Here is a 25,121-nt window from a genome sequence, read left to right on the forward strand (position 1 = left end):
TACGCGGCACCGTGGCGCCGAGACGTCGCCGGCGGGTGCCGACGGGCCACTCAGAGCTTACCGAAGATCACTCCGCGCCAGGTCCAGCCCGATTCGAGGGCGGCGTTCCGCAGGGGGTTGGTCAGCTGCGCGCTGTCGAAGCTGAATGTCTCCGTCGCTTCGAGGCGGCCGTTCTCCCCCCGTTGGAGCGTCCACCGGCGGGAGACGGTCCTGCCTGCGCCGCGCGCGTACTCCGCCGAAGTCTGGAGCCGCGGAGGATTCCCGACGCGGGTGACCTCCCACTGCTCCTCGACGGCACGCACCTGAGGGACCTCCTCGACCAGGCGCATCCGGATCCGGAGGGCGTGCGTGAGTTGGGACCCGATAAAGAAGGTCTGCCAGGCGGGCTCGGCGATCCGCCACTCCGCCACCAGATCGGCGTCATGCGCTGCGCCGTCGCTGATGATGTACGGGACATCCGGCCGGTTGAGACTGAGCAGGGCTGTCCGCAATTCCTCGGCCGAGCGTGGCGCGACCCCGTCCTCGGGGCGCTTGGTTCCGGTCAGCATGTCGAAGAATCCCATGAGGTCACCCTATGAGGGGGTCGGATTGGCGGTGCAAGAAGGGCCGTTCCGGCGGGACGTCCTACGAAGCCGCGCCGGTGTCCGGGCGGACCGTGCGCACGAAGTCGCGTCCGCGCGTCGGGAAGCGCTGGTCAGAACGGGTACCAGCGGACCTCGGGGTCGTTGTCGCGCAGCGACGCGACCCTCCGGCGGAACTCCGCGAGCGCCTTCGGGCTGGCCGGGGCGTGCTGCGCGACCCAGGCGCAGCTCGCCGTCTCCCGGGCGCCGCGCAGGACCGTACAGCCGTCCCACTCCCGGACGTCCCAGCCGTACGCCGCCGTGAACGCGTCGTACGCCTCGGCGGGCAGGCCGTACCGGTCGCGGGAGAGGGCCAGTACCACCAGGTCGTGCTCCCGCAGATCCGCGGAGAACGTCTCCAGGTCCACCAGGACCGGGCCTTCCGGGCCCACATGGACGTTGCGGGGGAGCGCGTCGCCGTGGATCGGGCCCGGGGGCAGGTGGGGGGTGAGCGCGGACGACGCCGCGGCGAAACCGTCGCGGCGTGCGCGCAAGTATGCCGCGTCGGCCGGGTCGATCGCGTCGCCCGCCAGCCGCAGCCAGCGTTCGACGCCGCCGAGCAACTCCCGCCGCGGCAGCGCGAACGGTGGCGAGGGCAGCGCATGGACCAGGCGCAGCAGCCGCGCCAGATCCGCGGGCCCAGCCGGACGCACCGCAGCCGGCAGCCGGTGCCAGACCGTGACCGGATGGCCGTCCACCAGGCGGGCCTTCGGTTCGACGGGCCGGACCGCAGGCACGCCCGCCTCCGACAGCCACGCCCCGACGGCCAGTTCGCGTTCCGCCCGCGCCAGCAGCTCTACGTCCCGGCCGATCTTGACGACCACATCGCCCGCCCCGAACACCGCGTTCTCGCCGAGCGCCAGCAGCGCCGCATCGGCGGGGAGCCCCGCGGCCGTCAGTACCTCGCGAGCCCGTCTCTCGTCCATGGGGACGAAGTCTCGCATCCATGCGGGCTGGGTTGACGAACCGACGGACCGTCAGCACGATGACGGGGGCCGCCGGGGCAGCCGGATGAGGATGAGCCGCCCGAAGGAGTCGAATCCGTGACATTGGCGACGGCAACGCCACGGTCCAGGAAGCGGTCGGAGCCCAAAGGGACGGACCGCAAACAGACGGACTACGGCGCCTGGTTCCTCGTACTCCCCGCCCTCATACCGATTCTGGTGCTGAGCGTCGGTCCGCTGCTCTACGGCATCTCGCTGGCCTTCACCGACTCCCAGGCCGGCCGCACCGAGCCCACCGCGTGGATCGGCACGCTCAACTTCCAGGACCTGCTGCACGACACCCTCTTCTGGGACTCGTTCAGGATCGGCCTGCTCTGGGCGATCGGCGTGAGTGTCCCGCAGTTCCTGCTCGCGCTCGGCCTTGCCCTGCTGCTCAACCAGAACCTCCGCTTCCGCTGGCTGGCGCGGGCCCTCGCGATCGTTCCCTGGGCCATGCCCGAGGTCGTCGTCGGCATCATGTGGCGGCTCGTCTACAACCCCGACGCGGGCATCCTGAACGAGACCATCCGTAACCTCGGACTCGGCGAGGGCCGGGACTGGCTGACCGGACTCGCCACCGCCCTGCCCGCCGTGATCGTCGTCGGCATCTGGGCCGGCATGCCGCAGACCACCGTCGCGCTGCTCGCCGGACTGCAGAACACCCCGCACGAGCTCCACGAGGCCGCCGCGCTCGACGGCGCGGGCGCCTGGCGCCGGTTCCGTACCGTCACCTGGCCCGCACTCAAACCCGTCGCGCTCGCGATCACCGCGCTCAACTTCATCTGGAACTTCAACTCCTTCGCCCTGGTGTACGTGCTCACCAACGGCGGACCCGGCGGCCGCACCCGCCTCCCCATGCTCTTCGCCTACGAAGAGGCCTTCCGCTACGGCCAGTTCGGGTACGCCGCCGCGATGGGCTGCGTCATGGTCGCGGTGATCTCGGTGATGCTCGCCCTGTATCTCGTAGGGCGGCTCAAGGGAGGAGATGAGCAGTGACGACGCTCCGCACCAGCAGGTCCGGCCGCGCCGGCCAGTACCTCGCGCTCCTGTGCTATCTCGTCTTCCTCGCGTTCCCGTTCCTGTGGCTGATCTCCACCGCGTTCAAACCGCCGCGCGAACTCGGCTCCCTCCACCCCACCTGGATCCCGAAGGACCCCACTCTCGAGAACTTCCGGCAGGCCTTCGACGAACAGCCCCTCCTCCAGGCCGCCGGCAACAGCCTGATCGCGGCCCTGTCCGCCGCGCTGATCGCCGTTGTGATCGCGACGCCCATGGCCTACGTCATGGCCCGCAACCGCGGCAAGCTCTCCACGGCCGCCACCGGCTGGGTCGTGATCAGCCAGGCGTTCCCGTTCGTCCTGGTCATCATTCCGCTGTTCCTGATCCTGAAGAACCTGCATCTGATCAACAGTCTGTTCGGCCTGATCATGGTGTACGTCGTCTGGTCGCTGCCGTTCGCGCTCTGGATGCTGGTCGGGTATGTACGGGCCGTACCACGCGAGTTGGAGGAGGCCGCGTCCGTCGACGGCGCGGGCAGGGTCCGCACCCTCGTCTCGGTCACCGCCCCGCTGCTCGCCCCCGGCATCGTCGCCACCGCACTGTTCGCCTTCATCACCGCATGGAACGAGTTCTTCTTCGCCCTCGTCCTGCTCAAGACCCCGGAGAAGCAGACCTTGCCGGTCGTCCTCACACACTTCCTGGGCGCGGAGGGCGTAGCCGACCTCGGACCGCTCGCCGCGGCCGCGTTCCTCGCCACGATTCCCTCGCTCGTCATCTTCGCGATCATCCAGAAGCGGATCACGGGCGGAATGCTGGCCGGGGCGGTGAAGGCCTGATGCGCGTTCGGATGCTGACGGCTGTGGCCGCCGCGCTCACCCTGCTGCTGACCGGCTGTTCGGACGGCGGAACGGACCCCGGCGGGAAGGTCAAGCTCCGCTTCCAGTCCCTGGCCTGGCAGCAGGAGTCCGTCGACGCCAACAAGGAGCTGGTCGAGGAGTGGAACGCGAGCCACCCCGGCATCCAGGTCCAGTACGTCCAGGGCAGCTGGGACAGCGTCCATGACCAGCTGCTGACCTCCTTCGAGGGCGGCGAGGCGCCGGACATCATCCATGACGCGTCCGACGACCTCGCCGACTTCGCGTACGGCGGCTATCTCGCCGACCTGAGCGGGCTGCTGCCCGAGCGCCTCACGTCGGACATCCCGCGGCAGAGCTGGGAGACGGCGACCTTCGACAAGGGGATCTACGGCGTCCCCTTCCTCCAGGAGCCGCGTGTCCTGATCGCCAACAAGAAGATCCTCGACTCCTCCGGGGTCCGTGTTCCCACCGCTGAGAAGCCCTGGAGCTGGGAGGAGTTCCGGCAGATCACCAAGACGCTCACCGAGAAGATGGGGGACGGGAAGTACGGGGTCGCCTGGCCGCTCAAGGAGCCGGTCTCCGTCACTCTCAACCTCGGGCTCTCCGCGGGCGGACAGCTCTTCCACCGCGGCGACGACGGCAAGGTCACCATCAGGTTCACCGACGGGGACGGTGTGGTGCCCGGGACCGTCCACGCCCAGGTCAACTCCGACAAGAGCGCCTCGCGCACCACCCTCGGCATGGGCGGCTCGGACACGCTGCCCGGACTCTTCGGCGGCAAGTACGCGATGGTCCCGCTGGGCTTCTCCTACCGGCAGCAGATCGTGCAGCAGGCGCCGAAGGGTTTCGAGTGGACGGTACTGCCCGCCCCGGCGGGACCCGGGGGCCCGGCCCAGGGCGTGAGCCCGCAGACCCTGTCGGTCGCCGAGGACAGCCCGTACAAGAAGGAAGCCGCCCAGTTCATCGGCTTCATGCTGCAGCCGGGGAACATGGTGCGGCTGGCGAAGGGCGACTGGATGCTGCCGACCGGTACGCAGGCGCTCGCCGACCCGTCCCTGCACACGGAGAAGGACGGCTGGGCCACGGGCGCCGCGCTCGCGCGGGATCTGCGCTCGGCGCCGGCGCAGTCGGTGCGGGGCTATCCGGAGTGGAAGGACAAGGTGGCGACGCCGGCGCTGCAGGAGTACTACAGCGGCGCGATTGACGCGGCGGAGCTGGAGAAGCGCCTTGTGGAGGACGGGAACCTGGTGCTGGCCCGCTATCAGCGCTGACCGGGGCTGACGCCCTCACACCCCCAGGGCGCCGGCTTCGCGCCGTGCGCCCTGGAGGGTGACCGTCACAAGGACGGTCACCCAGCCGAGCCCGGCCCCAGGGCCCCGTCACACCCGGGCCGGCTCCGGGTGGTCGTCGTCGTGGGCCGCGGACGGGCGGCTCGGCGGGAGCGCCGGCTCGTCGTGCGTCAGGTCCGGGAGCCAGCGCAGCCACTTCGGGAAGTACCAGTTCTTCTCACCCAGCAGCGCCATGATCGCCGGGAGCAGCACCCCGCGGATGATCGTCGCGTCGATCAGTACCGCCGCCGCGAGGCCGACACCCATCTGCTTCATCGACTGCATCGACAGCGTGCCGAAGATCGCGAACACCGCCACCATGATGACCGCCGCGCTCGTCACCACGCCCGCCGTCGTCACCACGCCGTGCGTGATCGCGTCCCGCGTGCCGCGCCCCTGCATCTTCGCCTCGCGGATCCGCGACACCACGAACACGTGGTAGTCCATCGAGAGCCCGAACAGGATCACGAAGAGGAACAGCGGCAGCCACGCGATGATCGCGCCCACACCCTCCGCGCCGACCAGTGACGCGCCCCAGCCGTGCTGGAAGACGGCCGTCAGGATTCCGTACGCCGCGCCCACCGACAGCAGGTTGAGGACGATCGAGGTGATCGCGATCGTCAGCGACCTGAACGACAGCAGCATCAGGACGAAGGCGAACACCACCACGAAGGCGAAGACCGGTGTCACCGCCCCGGTGAGCTGGTCGTTGAAGTCCTTCGACCCCGCGACCTGGCCGCTGATCGGCGCCTGGACGCCGTCGACCTTGCCGAGCGTGGCCGGCCTGACCTCGTCGCGCAGGAGGCCCAGGCTCCTCTCCGCCCTGTCCTGGTCGGAGCCGCCGACGAGGGGAACGTATACGAACGCGAGGTTCTCCGCGTCGTGCGTCACGACGGTGACCGGACCCTCGGACGCGCCCGAACTGACGGCGCGTTCACGGAAGTCGGCGATCGCCTGCCGTACCGGCCCCGCGTTGATGTCGTCCGCCTTGACGACGACCTCCGCCGGGTCCGCCCCGCCCGGGAACGCCTCGTTGACCCGCTCGTACGTCGCCACGATCGGCACGGAGTTGCCGAACTCCTGGTCCAGCGTGAAGTTCTGGGTCTTCATGCCGACTGCGGGAAGTGCGACCGCGACCAGCGCGCCCGCCGCCACCAGCAGCGACACCAGCGGCCGCTTCAGTACGCCGCCGAGTACCCGGCTCCACACCCGGCTCTCCGTGCTGCCGCTGCCGCCCGCTCCGTGCCCGCCGCGCTTCTTGCGGTTCAGGAAGGGCACCCGGCCCTTCTCCACCCGCTCGCCGAGCAGCGACAGCAGCGCCGGCAGCACCGTCACCGAGCCCACCATCGCCACGGCCACCACGATCAGCGAGGCCAGGCCCATCGACTCGAACTCGCCGATTCCGGTGAAGAGCATGCCGGCCATCGCCACACACACCGTCACACCCGAGACGATGACGGCCCGTCCGCTGGTCGCCGCGGCGATCTGCATCGCCGTGGCCGCGTCACGCCCCGCCTGCCGCTCCTCGCGCTCACGCCGCAGATAGAACAGGCAGTAGTCGACGCCGACCGCCAGACCCACCAGCAGCATCACGGAGTTCGCCGAGTCACCCATCGGCTGGAAGTGGCTGGCGACGCCCATCAGGCCCATCGTCGCCATGATGGCGGTGATGGCCAGAGCCACCGGCAGCAGCGCGGCCACCAGCGCGCCGAAGGCGATCAGCAGAATGCCGAGCGCGACCGGCACCGCCAGGAGCTCCGCCTGCTGGAAGTCGTCGCCGAAGGCCTCGTCGAAGGTCTTGTTCATGCTGGCGCCGCCGATCTCCTCGATCCGCAGCTCCTTGTGGGAGTCCTGGACCTTGGCAACGGCGTTGAGGACGGGCTCGATCCGGTCGCTCGCCGTATCGGGGTCGCCGCGCACATCGAACTGCACGAGTGCGCTGTGCCCGTCCTTGGAAATGCTCTTGGTGTCGTACGGAGAGGTCACCGAGGCCACTTCACCGGTGTCGTTCACCGCCTTGACCACCGCGGCGACGGCTGTCCGGAATTCGGGGTCCGCCGCCTTTTCCGTGCCATTCCTCGACTGCACCAGCACGGTCTCGCCGGCCGGCTCCTCGATCCCCGCGTCCTCCGCGATCCGGGCCGCCTGTGTGGTCTCGCCCTTGAGCTGATCGCTCTCCTTGAGCTCGACCAGTCCCGCGGCCGAGCCGGCCACCATGGCGAGGAGGACGAACAACACCCAGATCCCCACTGCCGCCCAGCGGTGCTGCGCGCTCCAGCCGCCGGCTCGCGCGGCGATTCCGCGCGAGCCTCCTCCTGCATTCCCCATGACGGTGCCGCCCCCTCGAAAGTGACGTCGGCGCCTCGCCGTCGTCCTCTTCGAAGCTAGGGGCAGATTCAGGCCTTCTCCTCCTGCTCGCCGGTGACCCCGAGGGGTGGCGCTCTCCTCCTTGCGGACTGGTCGCATCCCCTACAAGAAGGATCGAAGCCCCTTACATGTAAAGGGGGTTGGGGGTGAAGTCCGACTTGTTCGGCCCTGGCCGATTCATTATTACGAAACCTTGTTGACTAAGTCACAGCTGTATGAAGGTCTTGATCTGGGCGCGTCAATCGGTCAGGGTTTCGAAGCAGCCCCCGGAGATTTTCCGTCCGAAGGGCAATCCCCCCACAAATGCTCACGAGGAGACCCCTCTTCATGGCAACTCACAAGCGCGCGAGCAGGATCAAGCTCGCCGCGGCGATAACCGCCGTGGCAGCCGCCGCAGGAGTGACCGTACTCAACACATCACTCGCCGGAGCGGCGCCCTCCCCACAGGGCACCATCTACGGCGCGAACGCCGCCGGCGCGATCGACGGCAGCTACATCGTCATGCTGGACCAGAAGGCCGACAAGCAGGACCTGGCCAAGGAGTACGGCGGCAAGCTGCAGCGCAACTACAGCTCCGCCATCAACGGCTTCTCCGCCAGCGGCCTTTCGGAGACCGAGGCCAAGCGCCTCGCCGCCGACCCGGCCGTCGACAAGGTCGTCCAGAACAAGAAGTTCTCGATCAACGCGACCCAGGACAACCCGCCGTCGTGGGGCCTGGACCGGATCGACCAGGCCGACACCGCCGGTGACAGCAAGTACACCTACCCGGACAGCGCTGGCGAGGGCGTGACCGCGTACGTCATCGACACCGGAGTCCGTATCTCCCACAAGGACTTCGAGGGTCGTGCGGCGCACGGCTTCGACGCCGTGGACAACGACGACTCCGCCGACGACGGCAACGGCCACGGCACCCACGTCGCGGGCACCATCGCCGGCGCCGCACACGGTGTCGCCAAGAAGGCGAAGATCGTCGCCGTCCGCGTCCTGGACGACAACGGCTCCGGTACGACGGAGCAGGTCGTCGCGGGCATCGACTGGGTCACCAAGAACCACCAGGGCCCGTCCGTCGCCAACATGAGCCTCGGCGGCGGCGCCGACGAGGCGCTCGACGAGGCCGTCCGCAAGGCGATCGCCTCCGGCGTCACCTTCGCCGTCGCGGCCGGCAACGAGTCCACCGACGCGAGCCAGGGCTCCCCGGCCCGCGTCAAGGAAGCGATCACCGTCGCCTCCTCCACCAAGGAGGACGCGCAGTCGGAGTTCTCCAACTTCGGCGAGATCGTGGACATCTACGCCCCGGGCTCGGACATCACCTCGTCGTGGAACGACAGCGACGAGGGTACGAAGACCATCTCCGGCACCTCGATGGCGACCCCGCACGTGGTCGGCGCCGCGGCGGTCTACCTCGGCGCCCACCAGGACGCCACGCCGGATGCCGTGGCCAAGGCGCTGACGGACGGCGCCACGCCCGACAAGATCAGTAACCCCAGCGCGGGCACGCCCAACAAGCTGCTGAAGGTCGTCGAGTAATCGACTCTCTCCATCGCTGACCGGCGGTCGCCGTGCCCTCCCCCACGGGGCGCGGCGGCCGCCTTATGGTGTGCCCATGACCACGAGGTATGCGGCCCTGCTGCGCGGGATCAATGTGGGCGGGCACAAGAAGGTGCCCATGGCCGAACTCCGCGAAGTGCTCACAGAGCTGGGCCACCGGGACGTGGCGACGTATCTGCAGAGCGGCAACGCAGTCTTCACCGGCGACTCGGACGACGAGAAGGCGCTCGCCGCCGCCCTGGAGCGGGCCATCGAGAAGCGCTTCGGCTTCGGCGTGGACTGCCTGGTGCGCTCGGGCGCGTATCTGAGCGCGGTGGCCGACGCGTGCCCGTTCCCCGCCGCTTCCCTGGAGGGCAAGCAGCTGCACGCCACGTTCTTCTCGGAGCCCGTGGACCCCGAGCGGCTCGCGTCGATCGACGTATCGGCTCATCTGCCGGAGGAGTGCCGGCTCGGCGACCGGGTGCTGTATCTGTACGCGCCGAACGGCATCGGGCGCTCCAAACTCGCCGAAGCGCTCGCGAAACCGAGCCTGTTCAAGGGCGTCGTCGCCACCAGCCGTAACTGGAACACCGTCGTCAAGCTGGTGGAGCTGACCCGTGACTGATCCCACCGAGGCGGTCAACGCGGCCATGGAGGCGGAGTTCCGCCTCCTCGACCCGGCCGTGCGCTCCTCGCCCGAGCTGCTCGCCGAGCTGTTCCACCCGGACTACCAGGAGTTCGGCTCCTCGGGCCGGGTGTGGGACCGGGACTCGATCATCGCCGTCCTCACGGCGCGGGACGCGCCCGCGCCGCGGCCGATCACGACCTCACGGATGCAGGGCGTACAGCTCGCACCCGACGTGGTGCATCTGACCTTCGACACCGAGTCGGGTACTCACTGCGCCCACCGCAGTTCGCTGTGGCGGCTGACCGGCGGCAGGTGGCTGCTCTACTTCCACCAGGGCACGCGGTTCAGCGACGGCGGGGGTACAGGCTCCGACTGATGCGGACCGTGCGACCTCGTACGTATGCCGTCGCGTTTGTTCAAGACCTGGCCCCGCGCCCGTACCTAGCGTGCGGGTATGGACAAGGACACCGTGTACCCGCACCTGACCGAGTGCGCCGCCGAGGCGGCCCGTACCGCCCGCGGCGTCACCGCCGAGCAGCTGCCGGCCCCTTCCACCTGCAAGGAATGGGAGGTCCGGGAGCTCGTCAACCATCTGGTCCTGTACACCTCCCACGGCCTCGAGCACCGCGCTCTGCGCGAGCAGCTCCCCGAGGAGCTCACCGCCCGCGACTTCACGACCGACGCCGACTGGGCGTACCAGTACGCAGGCCAGCTGGACCGCGCCCTCGCCGCCTGGTCCGAACCGGCGGCGTGGGAGGGCGAGGTGGACCTCGGCTCCACGACGATGCCCGCTTCCGAGATCGCCTCGCTCATCGTCAAGGAGCTCGCGGTCCACGGCTGGGACCTGGCCCGCTCCACCGGGCAGGAGTTCAAGATCTCCGACGGGACGGGCGAGTTCGTCCTCGCCGTCGTCGAGAGGCACGCCGAGATCTACCGCCAGTACGACGGCTTCGCCGCTCCGCGGCCGGTCGCGGACGACGCCTCCGCTTTCGAGCGCGCCCTGGCGGCGAGCGGCCGCGTCGTAACGTGACGCGCCAGTGATCAGCCCGCTACCGCCACGCGCTCCTCGATCCGCGCCTCGTCGTACCGCTCAAGGAGCAGCCGGGCCAACTCCGGTGACGGGCCCAGGACATCGGCCAGCACGTCCGCGTCCCGGGCGCCTTCCGCGATGCGGTCCGGGAGGCGGCCCGGGGCGATGACGTACGGGGCCACCGCCACCCGCCGGACGCCCTCGGCACGCAGCTCGCGCACCGCGTCCTGCGTGCGCGGAAGGGATGCGGAGGCGAACGCAGGCCGCACGGCGCACCAACCGGTGTGCCGCAGCTCCCGTGCTGTATCAGCGATCACTGCGATCGCCTCCGGGTCTGTGGAGCCCGCCGAGGCCAGGACCAGGCCCGTCGAGCTCTTCTGGGACGGGTCGAGCCCGGCCTCGTACAGCCGCCGCTCAACCGCGGACAGCAGCAGCGGGGACGGGCCGAGGACCTCCGCCTGGTGGATGCGGAGCACCGGCGGGGCCTTGCGCAGTACGGCGGGGATGTCGGCCTTCGCATGGAAGGCGCGGGTCAGCAGCAGCGGAAGCGCGACCACATCCCGTACGCCGTCGGCCGCCAGCCGCTCCAGTACCCGTGGGACGGAGGGGGCGTTGAAGTCCAGGAAGCCGGTCTCCACCCGCAGTCCCGGCCGCACCGACCTGGCCCGCTCCACCAGGGCATGCACGGTCGCCGCATGCCGCGGGTCGCGGCTGCCGTGGGCGATGACGAGGAGGACCGGGCTGCGCATGGCGGACTCAGCTCCTCACGAGAAGACCGCGGCTGCGCAGCACCCACCGCTCCAGCGGACTGAAGATCAGCAGGTCGATGGCGATACCGACGATCAGGATCAGGATGATGGCGAGGAAGACTCCGGGCATGTCGGCGTTGTTGCGGCCGTTCTCCAGCAACTGGCCGAGGCCCAGGCCGAGATCGGGGGAGGACGCGATGATCTCCGCGGCCATCAGCGAGCGCCAGGAGAATGCCCAGCCCTGCTTCAGCCCCGCCAGATAGCCGGGCAGCGCGGCCGGCATCACGATGTGCCAGGTCCCGCGCAGGCCGGTCGCGCCGAGCGTACGGCCGGCCCGCAGGAACAGCGGCGGTACCTGGTCCACGCCGGAGACCAGGCCGTTCGCGATCGAGGGGACCGCGCCCAGCAGGATCACGGCGTACATCATCGAGTCGTTGAGGCCGAGCCAGATGACCGCGGGCGGCACCCAGGCCACGGACGGCAGCGACTGCAGACCCGACAGGATCGGCCCGATCGCCGCGCGTACGAACTTCACCCGGGCGACCAGCAGTCCCAGCGGGGTACCGATGGCGAGCGCCAGCAGAAAGCCGAGCAGGCCGCGCGAGACGCTCGTCCAGACGATCTCGAGGAGTGTGCCCTGGAGCCAGAGGCCGGACACGCTGTCCCACACGGCGGACGGCGCGGGCAGCTTGTAGTCCTCGGTGACCTTCGCCCAGACCAGCACCTGCCACACGACGATCACCAGGGCCACGGCGGTCAGCGGCGGCAGGACCTTCTTCAGCAGCACCTCGCGCACGGGGGTGCGGTTGACCTGCACCGCGTCGAGTGCGTCGAGGCCGGCTTCCAGTCCGGCGATATCGTCGGCCTTCGTGACGGCCTTCGCTTCAGTGCTGGCCATGACGGCGGATCTCCCCACGCAGTTCTTCGGTGATCTCGACGGACAGCTCCGCCACAGCGGCGTCCTCGATACGGCGCGGCTGGTCGATCTCCACCGTCCACTGGTGCGCGATCCGCCCCGGACGCGACGACAGCAGCACCACCCGCTCCGCCAGTCGCACCGCCTCACGCACGTTGTGCGTGACGAAGAGGACCGAGACGTTCGTCTCGCGCCAGATCCGGGTCAGCTCGTCGTGCAGTACGTCCCTGGTGATGGCGTCCAGCGCCGCGAACGGCTCGTCCATCAGCAGCAGTTGGCTGTCCTGTGCCAGCGCCCTCGCCAGCGCGACGCGCTGCCGCATACCGCCCGACAGCTCGTGCACCCGCTTGCCGTACGCACCCATCAGACGTACGAGCTCGAGCAGCCGCTCCGCCTCCGGGCGCCGCTCTGCCTTGGGCACGCCCCGCAGCCGCAGCGCCAGTTCGATGTTCTTGCCCGCGGTCAGCCACGGGAAGAGTGCGTGCTCCTGGAACATCAGGGCGGGCCGCCCGCCGGGGGTCGCGATGGACCCCGCGGACGGACGGTCGAGCCCCGCGACCAGATTGAGCAGCGTCGACTTTCCGCACCCGGAGGCCCCCAGGAGGGTGACGAACTCACCCGGAGCGACATCGAGGGTGATGTCGTCCAGGACGAGCTGCTGCCCGGACGGTCCGGCGAAGGACTTCGAGACATGCTCGAGACGGGCGGCGTACTCGACCGCCACACGGTCTTCGGCCTTGGCGAGTGCTGTGGCCATGATCGTCACCTCCTGGGAACTCATGGGGAACGAGGGTTACTTGACGCCGAGCGAGGCGTCGGCGACCTCGGGCTCGCTCTCGGCCTTCAGGACCTTGTTCAGCGGCCTCAGGTCGTAGATGCCTGCCAGATCCGGCTGCTTGAGCAGACCGGCCTTGACCGCGTGCCCGGCCTGCGCCCGCAGGGTCGCGGCCAGCGGGTCGTTGGTGAACTGGATGGACGGCCACGCCGGGTCGATCACCTTGGGCGGCAGCGCCTTGCCGGTGAGCTCCTTGAGCTTGGCGTTCGCGGACGCCTTCGCCTTGTCCGGGTTGGCGTTGATCCACGCGTTGGTGTTCACCGAACCGCGCAGCACCGCCTCGACGACGTCCGGGTGCTCCTTGAGGAACTTCTGCGACACGATGATGTTCGTGATCACGAACTTCTTGTCGGGCCACAGCGTCGACTCGTCGAGGAGCACCTTGGCGCCCTCGCTGACCAGCTTGGACGCGGTGGGCTCCGGCACCCAGGCACCGTCGATGGCACCGGACTTGTAGGCGTCGGGAGCGACCTTGTTCTCCGTACGGACCACGGAGACGTCGCCCTTGCCGCTCTCGGCGTCGACCTTCCAGCCCTTTTCGGAGATCCAGTTGAGGAAGGCGACGTCCTGGGTGTTGCCGAGCTGCGGCGTGGCGATCTTCTTGCCCTTGAGGTCGTCCAGGGTCTTGATCTTCGCCGGGTTGACGACCAGCTTCACACCGCCGGACGCGGAGCCGCTGATGATCCGCAGGCTCTGGCCCTTGGACTTGGCGTAGCCATTGATGGCGGGGGAGGGGCCGATGAAGCCGATGTCGATGGAGCCCGCGTTCAGCGCCTCGATCTCGGAGGGGCCGGCGTTGAAGGTCGAGGCGGACAGCCTGGTGCCGCCCAGCTCCTTCTGGATGATGCCTTCCTGGTCGCCGACCAGGGCGGTGGCGTGCGTGAGGTTCGGGAAGTAACCGAGCTTCACGGTGTCGAGGCCGTCGACCTTCTCGCCCTTGGCGGCGGGAGCGACCTTGTCGTCCTTCGCGGCTTCCGAGCCGTAGCCGCAGGCGGTGAGCGCCACGGCGAGCAGCGGGAGTGCGGCGGCAGCGGCGAGGCTGCGCCGCAGGGTGGTACGGGTGGCAGGCACGGGAGGTGGTCCTCTCGGAGGCCCGGTTCTTACGTCACTTCGGACGCGGCCGGGAAGTGTCGGCAGGTCTTCGTCGGTGCGGGGTGCGGGGGGTGCGGGCGCGCAGGCGGTGCGCGTACGTCATCGCGCACATCGCGCCACCCCGCCCGTTCCCGCGCCGAGGGCGCCGCTGCCGACGCGGCCGCCCTCCTTCGCGAAGGTCGAGTAGAAGTCGCAGGCCATCAGAAGTCCCACCCCTCCTCGTCGTCGGCAGGCCGCACGGCTTCGGCGGTGGCGAAGGACTCGCCCGCCATGCCCGCCGCCAGCGTGGTGCCGTCCGCCGGGTCGATCAGCAGGAACGAGCCGGTACGGCGGGAGTCGGCGTACGAGTCGAGCGCGAGCGGCTCGGCGGTACGGACCTTCACGCGCCCGATGTCATTGGCGACCAGCTGCCCGGGGTCCGGGTGCTGGGAGAGGTCGTCGAGGGTGAGCCGCGACGGGATCTCCTTGACGATCGCCTTGACCGTACGGGTGGTGTGCTTCAGCAGCACCCGCTGGCCGACCGTGAGCGGCCGGTCCGCGACATGGCAGACCGTCGCGTCGATGTCCTGCGTGGTCGCGGGCGCGTCGCCGCTCGGCACGATCAGATCGCCGCGCGAGACGTCGATGTCGTCCTCCAGCAGGAGGGTGACGGACTGCGGGGTCCAGGCGATGTCCACGGCCTGTCCGAGCAGATCGATCCCGGCGATCTTCGACGTACGGCCCGAGGGCAGCACGGTCACCTGCTCGCCGACCCGGAAGGTGCCCGCGGCGATCTGGCCCGCGTAGCCCCGGTAGTCGGGGTACTCGGCCGTCTGCGGGCGGATCACGTACTGCACCGGCAGCCGGGCGTGGCAGCCGGTCAGGTCGTGGCTGACCGGGACCGTCTCCAGATGCTCCAGGACGGTCGGACCGCCGTACCAGTCCATGTTGGCGCTGGGCTCCACGACGTTGTCGCCCGCGAGCGCGGAGATCGGGATGGCGGTGATCTCCGGGACGCCGAGGGAGGCGGCGTACGCGGTGAACTCCTCGGCGATCGCGGCGAAGACAGGCTCGGCGTAGTCGACGAGGTCCATCTTGTTCACGGCGAGTACGACATGCGGGACGCGCAGCAGCGCGGCGACCGCGGCATGGCGGCGGGTCTGCTCGACCACGCCGTTGCGGGCGTCGACGAGCACGACCGCGAGCTCGGCGGTGGACGCGCCGGTCACCATGTTCCGGGTGTACTGCACATGCCCGGGGGTGTCGGCGAGGATGAACCGCCTGCGCGCGGTGGCGAAGTAGCGGTACGCGACATCGATGGTGATGCCCTGCTCACGCTCGGCCCGCAGACCGTCGGTGAGCAGCGCCAGGTCAGGGGTGTCCTGGCCGCGGCTCAGGGACGCGGCCTCGACGGCCTCCAGCTGGTCGGTGAGCACCGACTTGGAGTCGTGCAGCAACCGCCCGACCAGGGTCGACTTACCGTCGTCGACGGATCCGGCGGTGGCGAAGCGCAGCAGGGTGGTGGCCGAGAGCTGCTCGGCCAGCTGGGTGTCACGTGTGGTCATGGTTAGAAGTACCCCTCGCGCTTGCGGTCTTCCATCGCGGCCTCGGACATCTTGTCGTCGGCGCGGGTCGCGCCCCGCTCGGTGAGCCGGGACGCGGCGATCTCGGCGATCACGGCGTCCAGCGTGGTGGCGTCGGAGTCGACGGCACCGGTGCAGGACATGTCGCCGACGGTGCGGTAACGGATGAGACGCGTCTCGACGCTCTCGCTGTCCTTGGGCCCGCCCCACTCGCCGGCGGTCAGCCACATGCCGGAGCGCTTGAAGACCTCGCGCTCGTGCGCGAAGTAGATGTCGGGCAGCTCGATCTTCTCGCGGTCGATGTACTGCCAGACGTCCAGCTCGGTCCAGTTGGACAGCGGGAAGACCCGGACGTGCTCACCGGGCGCGTGGCGGCCGTTGTAGAGCTGCCACAGCTCGGGCCGCTGCCGGCGCGGGTCCCACTGCGAGAACTCGTCCCGCAGCGAGAACACCCGCTCCTTGGCGCGCGCCTTCTCCTCGTCCCGGCGGCCGCCGCCGAACACCGCGTCGAAGCGGTGCTGCTGGATGGCCTCGGTCAGCGGGACGGTCTGCAGCGGATTGCGGGTGCCGTCGGGGCGCTCGCGCAGCTTCCCGGCGTCGATGTACTCCTGCACGGAGGCGACATGCAGCCGCAGCCCGTGCTCCGCGACCGTGCGGTCGCGGTACTCGATGACCTCGGGGAAGTTGTGCCCCGTGTCGACGTGCAACAGCGTGAACGGCACCGGCGCGGGCGCGAACGCCTTGAGCGCCAGATGCAGCATGACGATCGAGTCCTTGCCGCCGGAGAAGAGGATCACCGGCCGCTCGAACTCTCCCGCGACCTCGCGGAAGATGTGCACCGCCTCGGACTCCAGAGCGTCCAGGTGCGACAGGGCATACGGGCTGGAGCCCTCGGAATTGTCCGCAGCCTCGTGAACAGTGGCGGCCGTCGTCATGCCAGACCCCTCTCGGTGAGCAGCGCGTGAAGCGCCGCCGCGGACTCCTGGACGGTCTGCCGGTGCGACTCGATCCGCAAATCGGGACTCGTGGGCTCCTCGTACGGGTCGTCGACGCCGGTCAGGCCGCTGATCTCGCCGGCCGCCTGCTTGGCGTACAGACCCTTCACATCGCGTACGGAGCACACCTCCACCGGAGTGGCGACATGCACCTCCAGATACGCGGTGCCCTCGCTCTGGTGGCGCTTGCGGACGGCCTCGCGGCTGTCCTCGTACGGGGCGATGACCGGCACCAGAGCCTTGATGCCGTTGGACGCCAGCAGCTCGGCGACGAAGCCGATCCGCTGGACGTTGGTGTGGCGGTCCTCGCGGCTGAAGCCGAGGCCCGCGGAGAGGAACTCGCGGATCTCGTCGCCGTCGAGCACCTCGGCCGGGTGGCCGTCGGCGCGCAGCCGGTCCGCCAGCTCGTAGGCGATGGTGGTCTTGCCCGCGCTCGGCAGACCGGTGAGCCAGATGGTGGCCCCAGTCACGTGCTTGTCTCCCTGGAATTCCTGAGTCGTCATCAGCCGTGCAGCCCGCATTCGGTCTTGCCCCGGCCTGCCCAGCGGCCGGCGCGTGCGTCCTCGCCCTCGAGCACCCGGCGGGTGCAGGGCGCGCAGCCCACGGAGGCGTAACCGTCCATCAGCAGCGGGTTGGTAAGAACGCCGTGCTCGGCGACGTAGGCGTCCACGTCCTCCTGCGTCCAGCGGGCGATCGGCGAGACCTTGACCTTCTGCCGCTTCTCGTCCCAGCCGACGACCGGGGTGTTCGCCCGGGTCGGGGACTCGTCGCGGCGCAGGCCCGTCGCCCATGCGTCGTACGAAGTCAGGCCCTCCTCGAGGGGCTTGACCTTGCGCAGCGCGCAGCACAGGTCGGGGTCGCGGTCGTGCAGCTTCGGGCCGTACTCGGCGTCCTGCTCGGCCACCGACTGGCGCGGCGTGAGCGTGATGACGTTGACGTCCATCACGGCCTCGACCGCGTCACGGGTCCCGATGGTCTCGGGGAAGTGGTAGCCGGTGTCGAGGAAGACGACGTCGACGCCGGGGAGGGCACGGGAGGCGAGATGGGCGACCACCGCGTCCTCCATGGAGGAGGTGACGCAGAAGCGCGCGCCGAAGGTGTCGGCCGCCCACGTCAGGATGTCCAGGGGCGAGGCCTCTTCGAGGTCCCGCCCCGCCTGCTCGGCGAGTGACCTGAGCTCGTCCTTGGTCTGAAGCACCGTCATATCTCGTTCCCTCCACCGTCGTGGCGCTGAACTCCCCGGGACAGCAGCCCGAGGAACTTCAACTGGAAGGCTCGATTGCAGGCTGCGCATTCCCAGGCGCCGTGGCCCTGCTCGTTGGGACGCAGGTCCTCGTCGCCGCAGTAGGGGCAGTAGAAGGGCGCGGCACGCTCACTCATGGCCCCTCCTTCGCTGCCGCTCGCTCACGCTCACGACAGTGCCTCCTCGGGCGCGCGGGTCGCCCAGGTCGCGAAGCGCTCGCCGTCCTCGCGCTCCGCCTGGAAACGCTTGAGCACCCGCTCCACGTAGTCCGGCAGCTCGGCCGAAGTGACCTTCAGGCCACGGACCTTGCGGCCGAAGCCCGCCTCCAGGCCCAGCGCGCCGCCCAGGTGTACCTGGAAGCCCTCGACCTGGTTGCCGTTGTCGTCGAGCATCAGCTGGCCCTTGAGACCGATGTCCGCCACCTGGATACGGGCGCAGGCGTTGGGGCAGCCGTTGATGTTGATGGTGATCGGGTCGTCGAACTCGGGGATGCGGCGCTCGAGTTCGTCGATGAGTGAGGCGCCGCGCGCCTTGGTCTCGACGATGGCCAGCTTGCAGAACTCGATACCGGTGCAGGCCATGGTGCCGCGCCGGAACGGCGAGGCGTTGACTCGCAGATCCAGCCCTTCGAGGCCGGCGACGAGGGACTCGACCTGCGATTCCTCGACGTCGAGCACGATCATCTTCTGCTCGGCGGTGGTACGCAGCCGGCCCGAGCCGTGCGCGTCCGCGACCTCGGCGATCTTCGTCAGGGTCGTGCCGTCCACGCGGCCGACGCGCGGGGCGAAGCCGACGTAGAAACGGCCGTCCTTCTGCCTGTGCACACCGAGGTGGTCGCGCCAGATCCCGGTCGGCTGCTTGGGGGCGGGGCCGTCTATCAGCTTCCGCTCGAGGTACTCGTCCTCGAGGATCTGCCGGAACTTCTCCGCGCCCCAGTCGGCGACCAGGAACTTCAGCCGGGCGCGGGTGCGCAGCCGGCGGTAGCCGTAGTCGCGGAAGATGCCGATGACGCCGCCGTACACGTCCGGCACCTCGTCGAGCGGCACCCAGGCGCCCAGCCGCACACCGAGCTTGGGGTTGGTGGAGAGCCCGCCGCCGACCCAGAGGTCGAAGCCGGGGCCGTGCTCGGGGTGGTTCACGCCCACAAAGGCGATGTCGTTGATCTCGTGCGCGACATCGAGCTGCGGAGAGCCGGAGACCGCGGACTTGAACTTGCGCGGCAGGTTGGAGAAGTCGGGGTTGCCGATGAAGCGGCGCTGGATCTCGTCGATGGCCCAGGAGCCGTCGATGATCTCGTTCTCGGCGATGCCCGCCACGGGTGAGCCGAGGATCACGCGGGGAGTGTCACCGCAGGCCTCGGTCGTCGACAGGCCGACCTCTTCCAGCCGGCGCCAGATCTCCGGGACGTCCTCGATCCGGATCCAGTGGTACTGGACGTTCTGCCGGTCGGTGAGGTCGGCGGTGCCGCGCGCGAACTCCTGCGAGATCTCGCCGATCACCCGCAGCTGCTGGGTGGTCAGCCGGCCGCCGTCGATACGGACGCGCAGCATGAAGTACTTGTCGTCCAGCTCCTCCGGCTCCAGGATCGCGGTCTTGCCGCCGTCGATGCCGGGCTTGCGCTGGGTGTACAGCCCCCACCAGCGCATACGGCCGCGCAGGTCGGCGCCGTCGATCGAGTCGAAGCCGCGGTGGGCGTAAATCGTCTCAATGCGTGTCCGCACGTTGAGACCGTCGTCGTCCCGCTTCGTCTGCTCATTGGCGTTGAGCGGCGTCATATGGCCCACGGCCCACTGGCCCTCGCCGCGGTGGCGTCCGGCCTTGCGGCGGGGCGTGGCGAGGGTGGGCTTTTCGGGGGTGGCGGCCATGGCGGTACGTCCTTCGAGACTGCAGGAGGGCGGCTCTGAGCTGCACACTCGCGCGAGGGCGCGGCAGTGCGCAGGGGCGGGACAGGAGGTGGGGAATGCTCGGCTGTGCTGGTCTTTCAGCGGACCGGACAGATGGCGCTGGACATGCGGCCGAGGTCGACGTGCCGCCGACTCACCAAGGCAATTCCAGCTCGAGACATGACGGAAGCGTGTCACGGCGATCCGACGGCAGTCCACCATCGTCCATCATGTGGACAACACTGTCCCGCATCGCGAGACGGTGTGTCACCGGTCACTCGGGCGCGGTCGGTCAGGGCCGGGCGTCGGCACCCGGCCAGGGGCCCGGCGCTGCCACTTCGGGCTCCTCCGTCACCTTGGTGTCGAAGAGCGTGAAGCCGCGCCGCAGGTAGTTGTCCATGGCGTGCGGGCCGTCCTTGGAGCAGGTGTGCAGCCAGACCCGCTTCGTCGGCGTCAGGCCCGGCCGGCGCTCCGCGAGGTCCCAGGCCCTGGCGACACCATAAGAGAGGAGATGGCCGCCGATCCGCCGTCCCCGGAAGGCGGGGATCAGTCCGAAGTAGACGATCTCGACCGAACCCTCGCCCTGCGCCTCCAGCTCCACATAGCCGGCCGGTGTCCCCTTCTCGTACGCCACCCAGGTCTCGGTGCCCGGCCTGGCGAGCATCTCCTCCCACTGCGCGTACGTCATGCCCAGCCGGTCGGTCCAGCGGATGTCACCGCCGACGGCCGTATACAGAAAGCGGCTGAACTCCGGCGAGGGCACCTCGGCCCGCACGATCCGCAGATCCCCTCCGGGTGCGGCGGCCGGGCGCAGATCGGCGGGCGAGGTCTGCTCCAGGGACCAGGTGGTCACAGTGATGCTCATGGGCGCCAGGGAACCACGAGGCCGGGGTCCGGCCCAAGCCGCGTCCGCCCGGAGCCCCGGCGTCACTCCTGGCGCGAGCGCGCGCTCACCACCGCCGGTGCCGTCGAATGCGGCAGCAGATCCGCCGGATCGTCCGGCCGGACCAGCTCCACCTCGATCTCCTCGACGATGCGGTAGGGGCGGTGCGCCAGGATCTGCGCGAGATGCCGCCGCAGCCGTGACATCTCCGCCCGTACCGTCACCGTCCGCGTCGGATCCTGGAAGATCTCCTGCGCCAGCTGTGCCGCGCTCCGCCCGTTCCGGTGCAGCACCAGCACGTACAGCAGCTCGGCGTGGCGCGGACTGAGCTCCTTCACCCAGCTGCCCGCCGTCCCCGAGACCGTGACCGAAGGGCGCCGCGGTCTGCTCAGATCCAGCACCACCCGCGCCGGCGCCGCCGGCTCGGAGCTCTCCTCCTCCACCCGCACCAGCCAGCCGCCGGGCAGCGGCTCGACGGTGCACATGCCCAGCGAGGGCAGCCAGAGCCGGCCGGCGTTGAGGGACTTCGGCAGCGGCAGCCGCCTGGTGGGCGGCATTCCGGTCACGGCGGCCTGCCAGCCGTTGTGGTCGACGGCCAGCGCCCGGCCCCGCAGCCGCCCGAGCAGCGGGGACGCCACACTGCGCAGCTGGTCCAGGTCCGCGAAGTGGCTGTTGCGCAGCTCGGCCTCCGCGAGCCGGGTGACCGAGGTGACCAGTGAGAGCGTCGCCGGATGCATGGTGGACAGCGGCCCGCTGATGTCGACGACGCCGATCAGCCGGCCGTCGCGCGGGTCGGTGACCGGAGCCCCGGCGCAGGTCCAGGTGTCGTGGCTGGAGACGAAGTGCTCGGCGGCGTGCACCTGGAGGGGCCGCCCGGTGACCAGGGGAGTGCCGACGCCGTTCGTGCCGACGAGCCCCTCGTGCCAGTCGGCGCCCAGGACGAAGCCGTGCGCGTCGCCCATGCGCAGTACCGCCGCCTTGCCCTCGCGCCACAGCAGCCGGCCCTCGGTGTCCGCGACGACCATGATGTGCTGCGCCGCCTCGGCGATCGAGACCAGACCGTCCCGCAGTACCGGCAGTACCTCACGTAACGGCGAGGCGAGCCTGCGGCGTTCGATCTCCTCCAGCGGCAGCAGCCCGGCCCTGTGGTCCCGGTCGGGATCCACTCCGCCGCGCAGCATCCGCTGCCACGACTCCTGGATGTCCGCTCTCGGGCGGACCCGTGAGCGGCGGCCGTTGAGCGTCGCGTCCCGCACGCCTTTCAGGAACCGGCTGGCCTCCGCGGTGTCCATGGCGGCGAGCCTGGCCATGTCGAGTGATGTGTTCTGCACTGGGGGCCTCCTGGGCAACGCCGGCGTCGGATTGCGGGGGGCTGGCTCAATCGTCCCCCTCTCTTCCGGCGCGCGCGGCGATACGGCGCACAAAACTGCAACCCGTTGCAACCCTCGCGAACGGGCGTGCGCATGGACGAAGGTGAGTACGCGGGGTGGTGCCGTGTCGGCGCAGCACCACCCCCGACAGTTGTCCCGGGTACCTCGGGCGCGGGCGTCAGACGACGGCACGCGCCCTTTCGACGACCGACGCCAGATCGAGCGTGTGCGGCAGCGTCCCGAAGGCCGTACCCCAGTCGCCGCCGAGCCGCGAGGCGCAGAACGCGTCGGCGACCTCCGGCGGCGCCCAGCGCACCAGCAGCGACCCCTGCAGCACCAGCGCCATGCGCTCGACGAGCCTGCGGGCCCGCGCCTCGATGCCGTTCAGATCTGCCAGTTCCGTCAGCAGGTCCTTGATCGCCCCGTCCAGCCGGTGATCGGCGCCGCGCGCCTTGCCGACCTCCTGGAGGAAGGCGTTCAGCGCCTGCGGCTCACGCTGGAGCGCCCGCAGTACATCCAGCGCCTGTACGTTGCCCGAGCCCTCCCAGATCGAGTTGAGCGGCGACTCGCGCAGCAGCCGGGGCAGCCCCGACTCCTCGACGTAGCCATTGCCGCCCAGGCACTCGAGGGCCTCCGCCACCGTCGGCGTACAGCGCTTGGTCACCCAGTACTTGGCGGCGGGCACCGCGAGGCGCAGGAATGCCCGCTCCTCGTCCGTATCTGCGTCGTACGCGGCGGCGAGCCGCAGCGCCAGCGTCGTCGCGGCCTCCGACTCCAGCGCCAGATCGGCCAGCACGTTGCGCATCAGCGGTTTGTCGATGAGCAGCCCGCCGAACGCGCTGCGGTACGCGGAGTGGTGGACCGCCTGCGCCACCGACTGCCGCATCAGCGCGGCCGACCCGATGACACAGTCGAGCCGGGTGGCCGCCACCATCTCGATGATGGTGCGCACCCCGCGCCCCTCCTCACCGACCCGGCGCGCCCACGTCCCCTCGAACTCGACCTCGCTCGACGCGTTGGACCTATTGCCCAGCTTGTCCTTGAGCCGCTGGATCCGGAACACGTTCCGGGTCCCGTCATCCAGCACCCGGGGCACCAGGAAACAGGTCAAACCCCCCGCCGCCTGCGCGAGTACCAGAAAACCGTCACACATAGGAGCGGAGCAGAACCACTTGTGACCGGTGAGCAGATACTCCCCGTCACCGGCCAGCGGCTCGGCTCTCGTCGTATTGGCCCGGACGTCGCTGCCGCCCTGCTTCTCGGTCATCCCCATCCCGAACAGGGACCCGGCCTTCAGCGCGGCGGGCCGCAGCCCCTGCTCGTAGACCTCCGAGGTCAGCCGCGGCTCCCACTCGGCCGCCAGCGCCGGGTCCGTACGCAGCGCGGGCACCGTCGCATGCGTCATCGACACCGGACAGCCGTGCCCGGCCTCCGCCTGCGTCCACACCAGGAACCCGGCCGCGCGCCGCACATGCCCGGCGGGCCGGCCCCAGGCGTTGGTCAGCCCGGCCGATACGGCCTTGCCCAGCAGCCGGTGCCAGGACGGATGGAAGTCGACCTCGTCGATCCGGTTCCCGTACCGGTCGTGGGTGCGCAGTTTCGGCGGGTTCTCATTGGCCTGCACGCCCCACTCCTGGGCCTGGGCGGAACCCGCGGCGCGGCCCAGCTCCGCGAGCTCCTCGCGTGCCCCGTCGAGGAGTTCCGGCGCGACATGCCGTTCCACGCCCTCCGTGAGGGCCCGGTCGGCGGTGAAGACGTCGTACCCCACCAGGGGCGGAGCCTGGTTGGTCACTGTGTGGGTGTTGGCTGCCATGCCGCTACGGTAAGGAGGTGCAGGCAGCAAATGAAACACCCGAGCGGCCGGCGGGCCGACTCCACCGGGCCAGAGTCCTCTACCGCAACGTTTCCAAGCGGAAGATGACGTGGCTGCTGCTCAAGGACACCGTCAACTCGTGCATCGAATACCGCATCCTCGGCCTCGCCGCCGAGGCGGCGTTCTTCACGTTGCTGTCCCTGCCGCCGCTGATGCTGGGCCTGATCGGTCTGCTCGGCTACATAGACGACTGGACCGACACCACCACGGTCGCCTCGATCGAGGAGAACATCCTCGGCGCGGTCGGCTCCGTCCTGTCCGACCGGGGCGTCAACGAGATCGCCAAGCCCCTCCTCGAGGACGTCACCCACGGTGGCCGGCCGGACATCATCTCCATCGGCTTCGCCATCGCGCTCTGGTCCGGCTCGCGGGCGGTCAATGTCTTCATCGACACGATCACCGTGATGTACGGCCTCGACGGCCAGCGCGGCATCGTCGCCACCCGGCTGCTCGCCTTCCTGCTCTACATCGTGGCGCTGCTGATCGGCGCGGTGGTGCTGCCGCTGGCAGTGGTGGGCCCTGACCGGGTGGTGGAGTTCATCCCGTGGAGCACGGAAGTGGTCAGTGTTCTGTACTGGCCGGTGGTCAGTCTGCTCTCCATCGTCTTCCTGACGACGCTCTACCACGTGTCCGTCCCGGTGCGATCCCCGTGGATCGAGGACGTGCCCGGCGCGCTGGTGGCGCTCGGAATGGGGGTGCTGGGCAGCTTCCTGCTCCGTATCTACCTCACGAGCACGGTGGAGGGCCCGACGATCTACGGCTCGCTCGCCGCCCCCATCGCCGTCCTGCTGTGGATCGGCCTCACCGCCTTCGCGGTCCTGGTGGGCGCGGCGGTCAATGCCGCGATCGACCGCGTCTGGCCGTCGGTGGCCACGGCAGCGGCCCGCGCGGCCAACGAGCGCCTGCGCGCCGTCAACACCGCGGAGCTCCTGGCCAGGGCGGAGGCGGCCAGGGTCTACGGGGAGGGCGAGAGCGAGGACGAGGAGGACGACGACGCGGACATGCCCTCGGAGTTCCCGGAGCGGTGGTCGCGCTTCCTGCCGCCGGACGATGTGAAGTCCCGGCTGCACACGGGGCGGGAGAGCCGCGACAAGGAGAGGCCCTAAGCGGCCCCGGGGAAGTCCGGGCGGCGTCGCGGGCCGATGGCTGTCGCCTGGCTGCGTTGTCGTCAGTCGCCGACGCTCCGCGTGGACTCCTTCCTCCGCCTTGCCAGACTCGGCCCTCGACCCGCTCCTTCACCCACCCGGACTTCCCCGACACCGCTTAGCGCCCGTAGCCTCGATGGTGTGCGCTTCGCGCCCGGGCCCGCGTCGAAGCGGGCGGCACCGTCGCCGGCGGCCCGGGGCGTCACAGTTTCGTAAGCCGGCCCGCCCGGTGTTCC

The 25,121-nt window shown here is 69.9% G+C and carries 25 protein-coding genes; 8 read left to right on the forward strand and 17 right to left on the reverse strand.

Going from position 1 to position 25,121, the window contains the following annotated elements; all coding sequences use genetic code 11:
* Nucleotides 1-50 precede the first annotated feature (50 nt).
* Both SLUN_RS31110 and SLUN_RS31115 read right to left on the reverse strand, forming a co-directional pair.
* Nucleotides 51-563, reverse strand: coding sequence for a hypothetical protein (locus tag SLUN_RS31110; RefSeq protein WP_108153277.1), 513 nt, complete (start codon nucleotides 561-563; stop codon nucleotides 51-53).
* Nucleotides 564-694: 131 nt separating this feature from the next.
* The gene (locus tag SLUN_RS31115) at nucleotides 695-1,546 is read right to left on the reverse strand and encodes a phosphotransferase enzyme family protein (protein ID WP_108153278.1); all 852 of its coding nucleotides are present in this window, start codon (nucleotides 1,544-1,546) and stop codon (nucleotides 695-697) included.
* A gap of 117 nt (nucleotides 1,547-1,663) precedes the next feature.
* Between SLUN_RS31115 and SLUN_RS31120 the strand changes: the two genes are divergently transcribed.
* From SLUN_RS31120 to SLUN_RS31130, 3 genes are read left to right on the forward strand one after another with little or no spacing between them, the layout of a single operon-like run.
* Nucleotides 1,664-2,599, forward strand: coding sequence for a carbohydrate ABC transporter permease (locus SLUN_RS31120; protein ID WP_108153279.1), 936 nt, complete (start codon nucleotides 1,664-1,666; stop codon nucleotides 2,597-2,599).
* Nucleotides 2,596-3,438, forward strand: a complete 843-nt coding sequence (locus SLUN_RS31125; protein WP_108153280.1) for a carbohydrate ABC transporter permease — start codon at nucleotides 2,596-2,598, stop codon at nucleotides 3,436-3,438. The genes SLUN_RS31120 and SLUN_RS31125 overlap by 4 nt, the downstream gene beginning before the upstream one ends.
* Complete coding sequence (locus SLUN_RS31130) at nucleotides 3,438-4,730, forward strand: ABC transporter substrate-binding protein (RefSeq protein WP_108153281.1); 1,293 nt, start codon at nucleotides 3,438-3,440, stop codon at nucleotides 4,728-4,730. Before SLUN_RS31125 ends, SLUN_RS31130 begins: the two co-directional genes overlap by 1 nt.
* 108 nt (nucleotides 4,731-4,838) lie before the next feature.
* On the opposite strand, the gene SLUN_RS31135 is transcribed toward SLUN_RS31130, so the two are convergent.
* Nucleotides 4,839-7,115 (reverse strand): MMPL family transporter, encoded by a 2,277-nt coding sequence (locus SLUN_RS31135; RefSeq protein ID WP_108153282.1) that lies wholly within the window; start codon nucleotides 7,113-7,115, stop codon nucleotides 4,839-4,841.
* A gap of 366 nt (nucleotides 7,116-7,481) precedes the next feature.
* On the opposite strand from SLUN_RS31135, the gene SLUN_RS31140 reads away from it, so the two are divergent.
* From SLUN_RS31140 to SLUN_RS31155, 4 genes are all read left to right on the forward strand, one after another.
* Nucleotides 7,482-8,681 (forward strand): S8 family peptidase, encoded by a 1,200-nt coding sequence (locus tag SLUN_RS31140; protein WP_108153283.1) that lies wholly within the window; start codon nucleotides 7,482-7,484, stop codon nucleotides 8,679-8,681.
* Nucleotides 8,682-8,757: 76 nt separating this feature from the next.
* Entirely contained in the window at nucleotides 8,758-9,306 is a 549-nt protein-coding gene (locus tag SLUN_RS31145) for a DUF1697 domain-containing protein (RefSeq protein WP_108153284.1), read from the forward strand.
* Nucleotides 9,299-9,685, forward strand: a complete 387-nt coding sequence (locus tag SLUN_RS31150) for a nuclear transport factor 2 family protein (RefSeq protein ID WP_108153285.1) — start codon at nucleotides 9,299-9,301, stop codon at nucleotides 9,683-9,685. Before SLUN_RS31145 ends, SLUN_RS31150 begins: the two co-directional genes overlap by 8 nt.
* 78 nt (nucleotides 9,686-9,763) lie before the next feature.
* Nucleotides 9,764-10,339 carry a TIGR03086 family metal-binding protein gene (locus SLUN_RS31155; RefSeq protein WP_108153286.1) on the forward strand — a complete coding sequence of 192 codons (576 nt, stop codon included), beginning with the start codon at nucleotides 9,764-9,766 and terminating at the stop codon, nucleotides 10,337-10,339.
* An 11-nt stretch (nucleotides 10,340-10,350) separates the two neighbouring features.
* Here SLUN_RS31155 and SLUN_RS31160 read toward each other — a convergent pair whose 3' ends face one another.
* From SLUN_RS31160 to SLUN_RS31220, 14 genes are all read right to left on the reverse strand, one after another.
* Nucleotides 10,351-11,088 carry a sirohydrochlorin chelatase gene (locus tag SLUN_RS31160; protein WP_108153287.1) on the reverse strand — a complete coding sequence of 246 codons (738 nt, stop codon included), beginning with the start codon at nucleotides 11,086-11,088 and terminating at the stop codon, nucleotides 10,351-10,353.
* Nucleotides 11,089-11,095: 7 nt separating this feature from the next.
* Complete coding sequence (locus SLUN_RS31165; protein WP_108153288.1) at nucleotides 11,096-11,986, reverse strand: ABC transporter permease; 891 nt, start codon at nucleotides 11,984-11,986, stop codon at nucleotides 11,096-11,098.
* Nucleotides 11,973-12,761 carry an ABC transporter ATP-binding protein gene (locus SLUN_RS31170; RefSeq protein WP_108155038.1) on the reverse strand — a complete coding sequence of 263 codons (789 nt, stop codon included), beginning with the start codon at nucleotides 12,759-12,761 and terminating at the stop codon, nucleotides 11,973-11,975. The genes SLUN_RS31165 and SLUN_RS31170 overlap by 14 nt, the downstream gene beginning before the upstream one ends.
* 36 nt (nucleotides 12,762-12,797) lie before the next feature.
* Nucleotides 12,798-13,910: an aliphatic sulfonate ABC transporter substrate-binding protein gene (locus SLUN_RS31175; protein WP_108153289.1), complete on the reverse strand. Its 1,113-nt coding sequence runs from the start codon at nucleotides 13,908-13,910 to the stop codon at nucleotides 12,798-12,800.
* Nucleotides 13,911-14,131: 221 nt separating this feature from the next.
* Complete coding sequence (locus SLUN_RS31180) at nucleotides 14,132-15,475, reverse strand: sulfate adenylyltransferase subunit 1 (protein WP_108153290.1); 1,344 nt, start codon at nucleotides 15,473-15,475, stop codon at nucleotides 14,132-14,134.
* Nucleotides 15,476-15,477: 2 nt separating this feature from the next.
* A complete protein-coding gene (cysD, locus tag SLUN_RS31185; RefSeq protein WP_108153291.1) occupies nucleotides 15,478-16,428 on the reverse strand; it encodes a sulfate adenylyltransferase subunit CysD in 951 nt (316 codons plus the stop codon).
* Nucleotides 16,425-17,009, reverse strand: coding sequence for an adenylyl-sulfate kinase (cysC, locus tag SLUN_RS31190; RefSeq protein ID WP_175254798.1), 585 nt, complete (start codon nucleotides 17,007-17,009; stop codon nucleotides 16,425-16,427). Before cysC ends, cysD begins: the two co-directional genes overlap by 4 nt.
* Nucleotides 16,991-17,692: a phosphoadenylyl-sulfate reductase gene (locus SLUN_RS31195; protein WP_108153292.1), complete on the reverse strand. Its 702-nt coding sequence runs from the start codon at nucleotides 17,690-17,692 to the stop codon at nucleotides 16,991-16,993. The genes cysC and SLUN_RS31195 overlap by 19 nt, the downstream gene beginning before the upstream one ends.
* Nucleotides 17,689-17,868 carry a hypothetical protein gene (locus tag SLUN_RS31200; RefSeq protein ID WP_108153293.1) on the reverse strand — a complete coding sequence of 60 codons (180 nt, stop codon included), beginning with the start codon at nucleotides 17,866-17,868 and terminating at the stop codon, nucleotides 17,689-17,691. Before SLUN_RS31200 ends, SLUN_RS31195 begins: the two co-directional genes overlap by 4 nt.
* A gap of 30 nt (nucleotides 17,869-17,898) precedes the next feature.
* Nucleotides 17,899-19,596 (reverse strand): nitrite/sulfite reductase, encoded by a 1,698-nt coding sequence (locus SLUN_RS31205; RefSeq protein ID WP_108153294.1) that lies wholly within the window; start codon nucleotides 19,594-19,596, stop codon nucleotides 17,899-17,901.
* A 116-nt stretch (nucleotides 19,597-19,712) separates the two neighbouring features.
* Nucleotides 19,713-19,796, reverse strand: coding sequence for a putative leader peptide (locus tag SLUN_RS42445; protein WP_353590813.1), 84 nt, complete (start codon nucleotides 19,794-19,796; stop codon nucleotides 19,713-19,715).
* A 110-nt stretch (nucleotides 19,797-19,906) separates the two neighbouring features.
* On the reverse strand, nucleotides 19,907-20,479 hold the full coding sequence (locus SLUN_RS31210; protein ID WP_108153295.1) for a GNAT family N-acetyltransferase: 573 nt from the start codon (nucleotides 20,477-20,479) through the stop codon (nucleotides 19,907-19,909).
* A 62-nt stretch (nucleotides 20,480-20,541) separates the two neighbouring features.
* Nucleotides 20,542-21,807, reverse strand: coding sequence for a GAF domain-containing protein (locus SLUN_RS31215; RefSeq protein WP_217501761.1), 1,266 nt, complete (start codon nucleotides 21,805-21,807; stop codon nucleotides 20,542-20,544).
* A gap of 238 nt (nucleotides 21,808-22,045) precedes the next feature.
* Nucleotides 22,046-23,680 carry an acyl-CoA dehydrogenase family protein gene (locus tag SLUN_RS31220; protein WP_108153297.1) on the reverse strand — a complete coding sequence of 545 codons (1,635 nt, stop codon included), beginning with the start codon at nucleotides 23,678-23,680 and terminating at the stop codon, nucleotides 22,046-22,048.
* A 17-nt stretch (nucleotides 23,681-23,697) separates the two neighbouring features.
* On the opposite strand from SLUN_RS31220, the gene SLUN_RS31225 reads away from it, so the two are divergent.
* A complete protein-coding gene (locus tag SLUN_RS31225) occupies nucleotides 23,698-24,846 on the forward strand; it encodes a YihY/virulence factor BrkB family protein (RefSeq protein WP_108153298.1) in 1,149 nt (382 codons plus the stop codon).
* Nucleotides 24,847-25,121 lie beyond the last annotated feature (275 nt).

It is taken from the genome of Streptomyces lunaelactis (assembly GCF_003054555.1).
Taxonomy (GTDB): domain Bacteria; phylum Actinomycetota; class Actinomycetes; order Streptomycetales; family Streptomycetaceae; genus Streptomyces; species Streptomyces lunaelactis.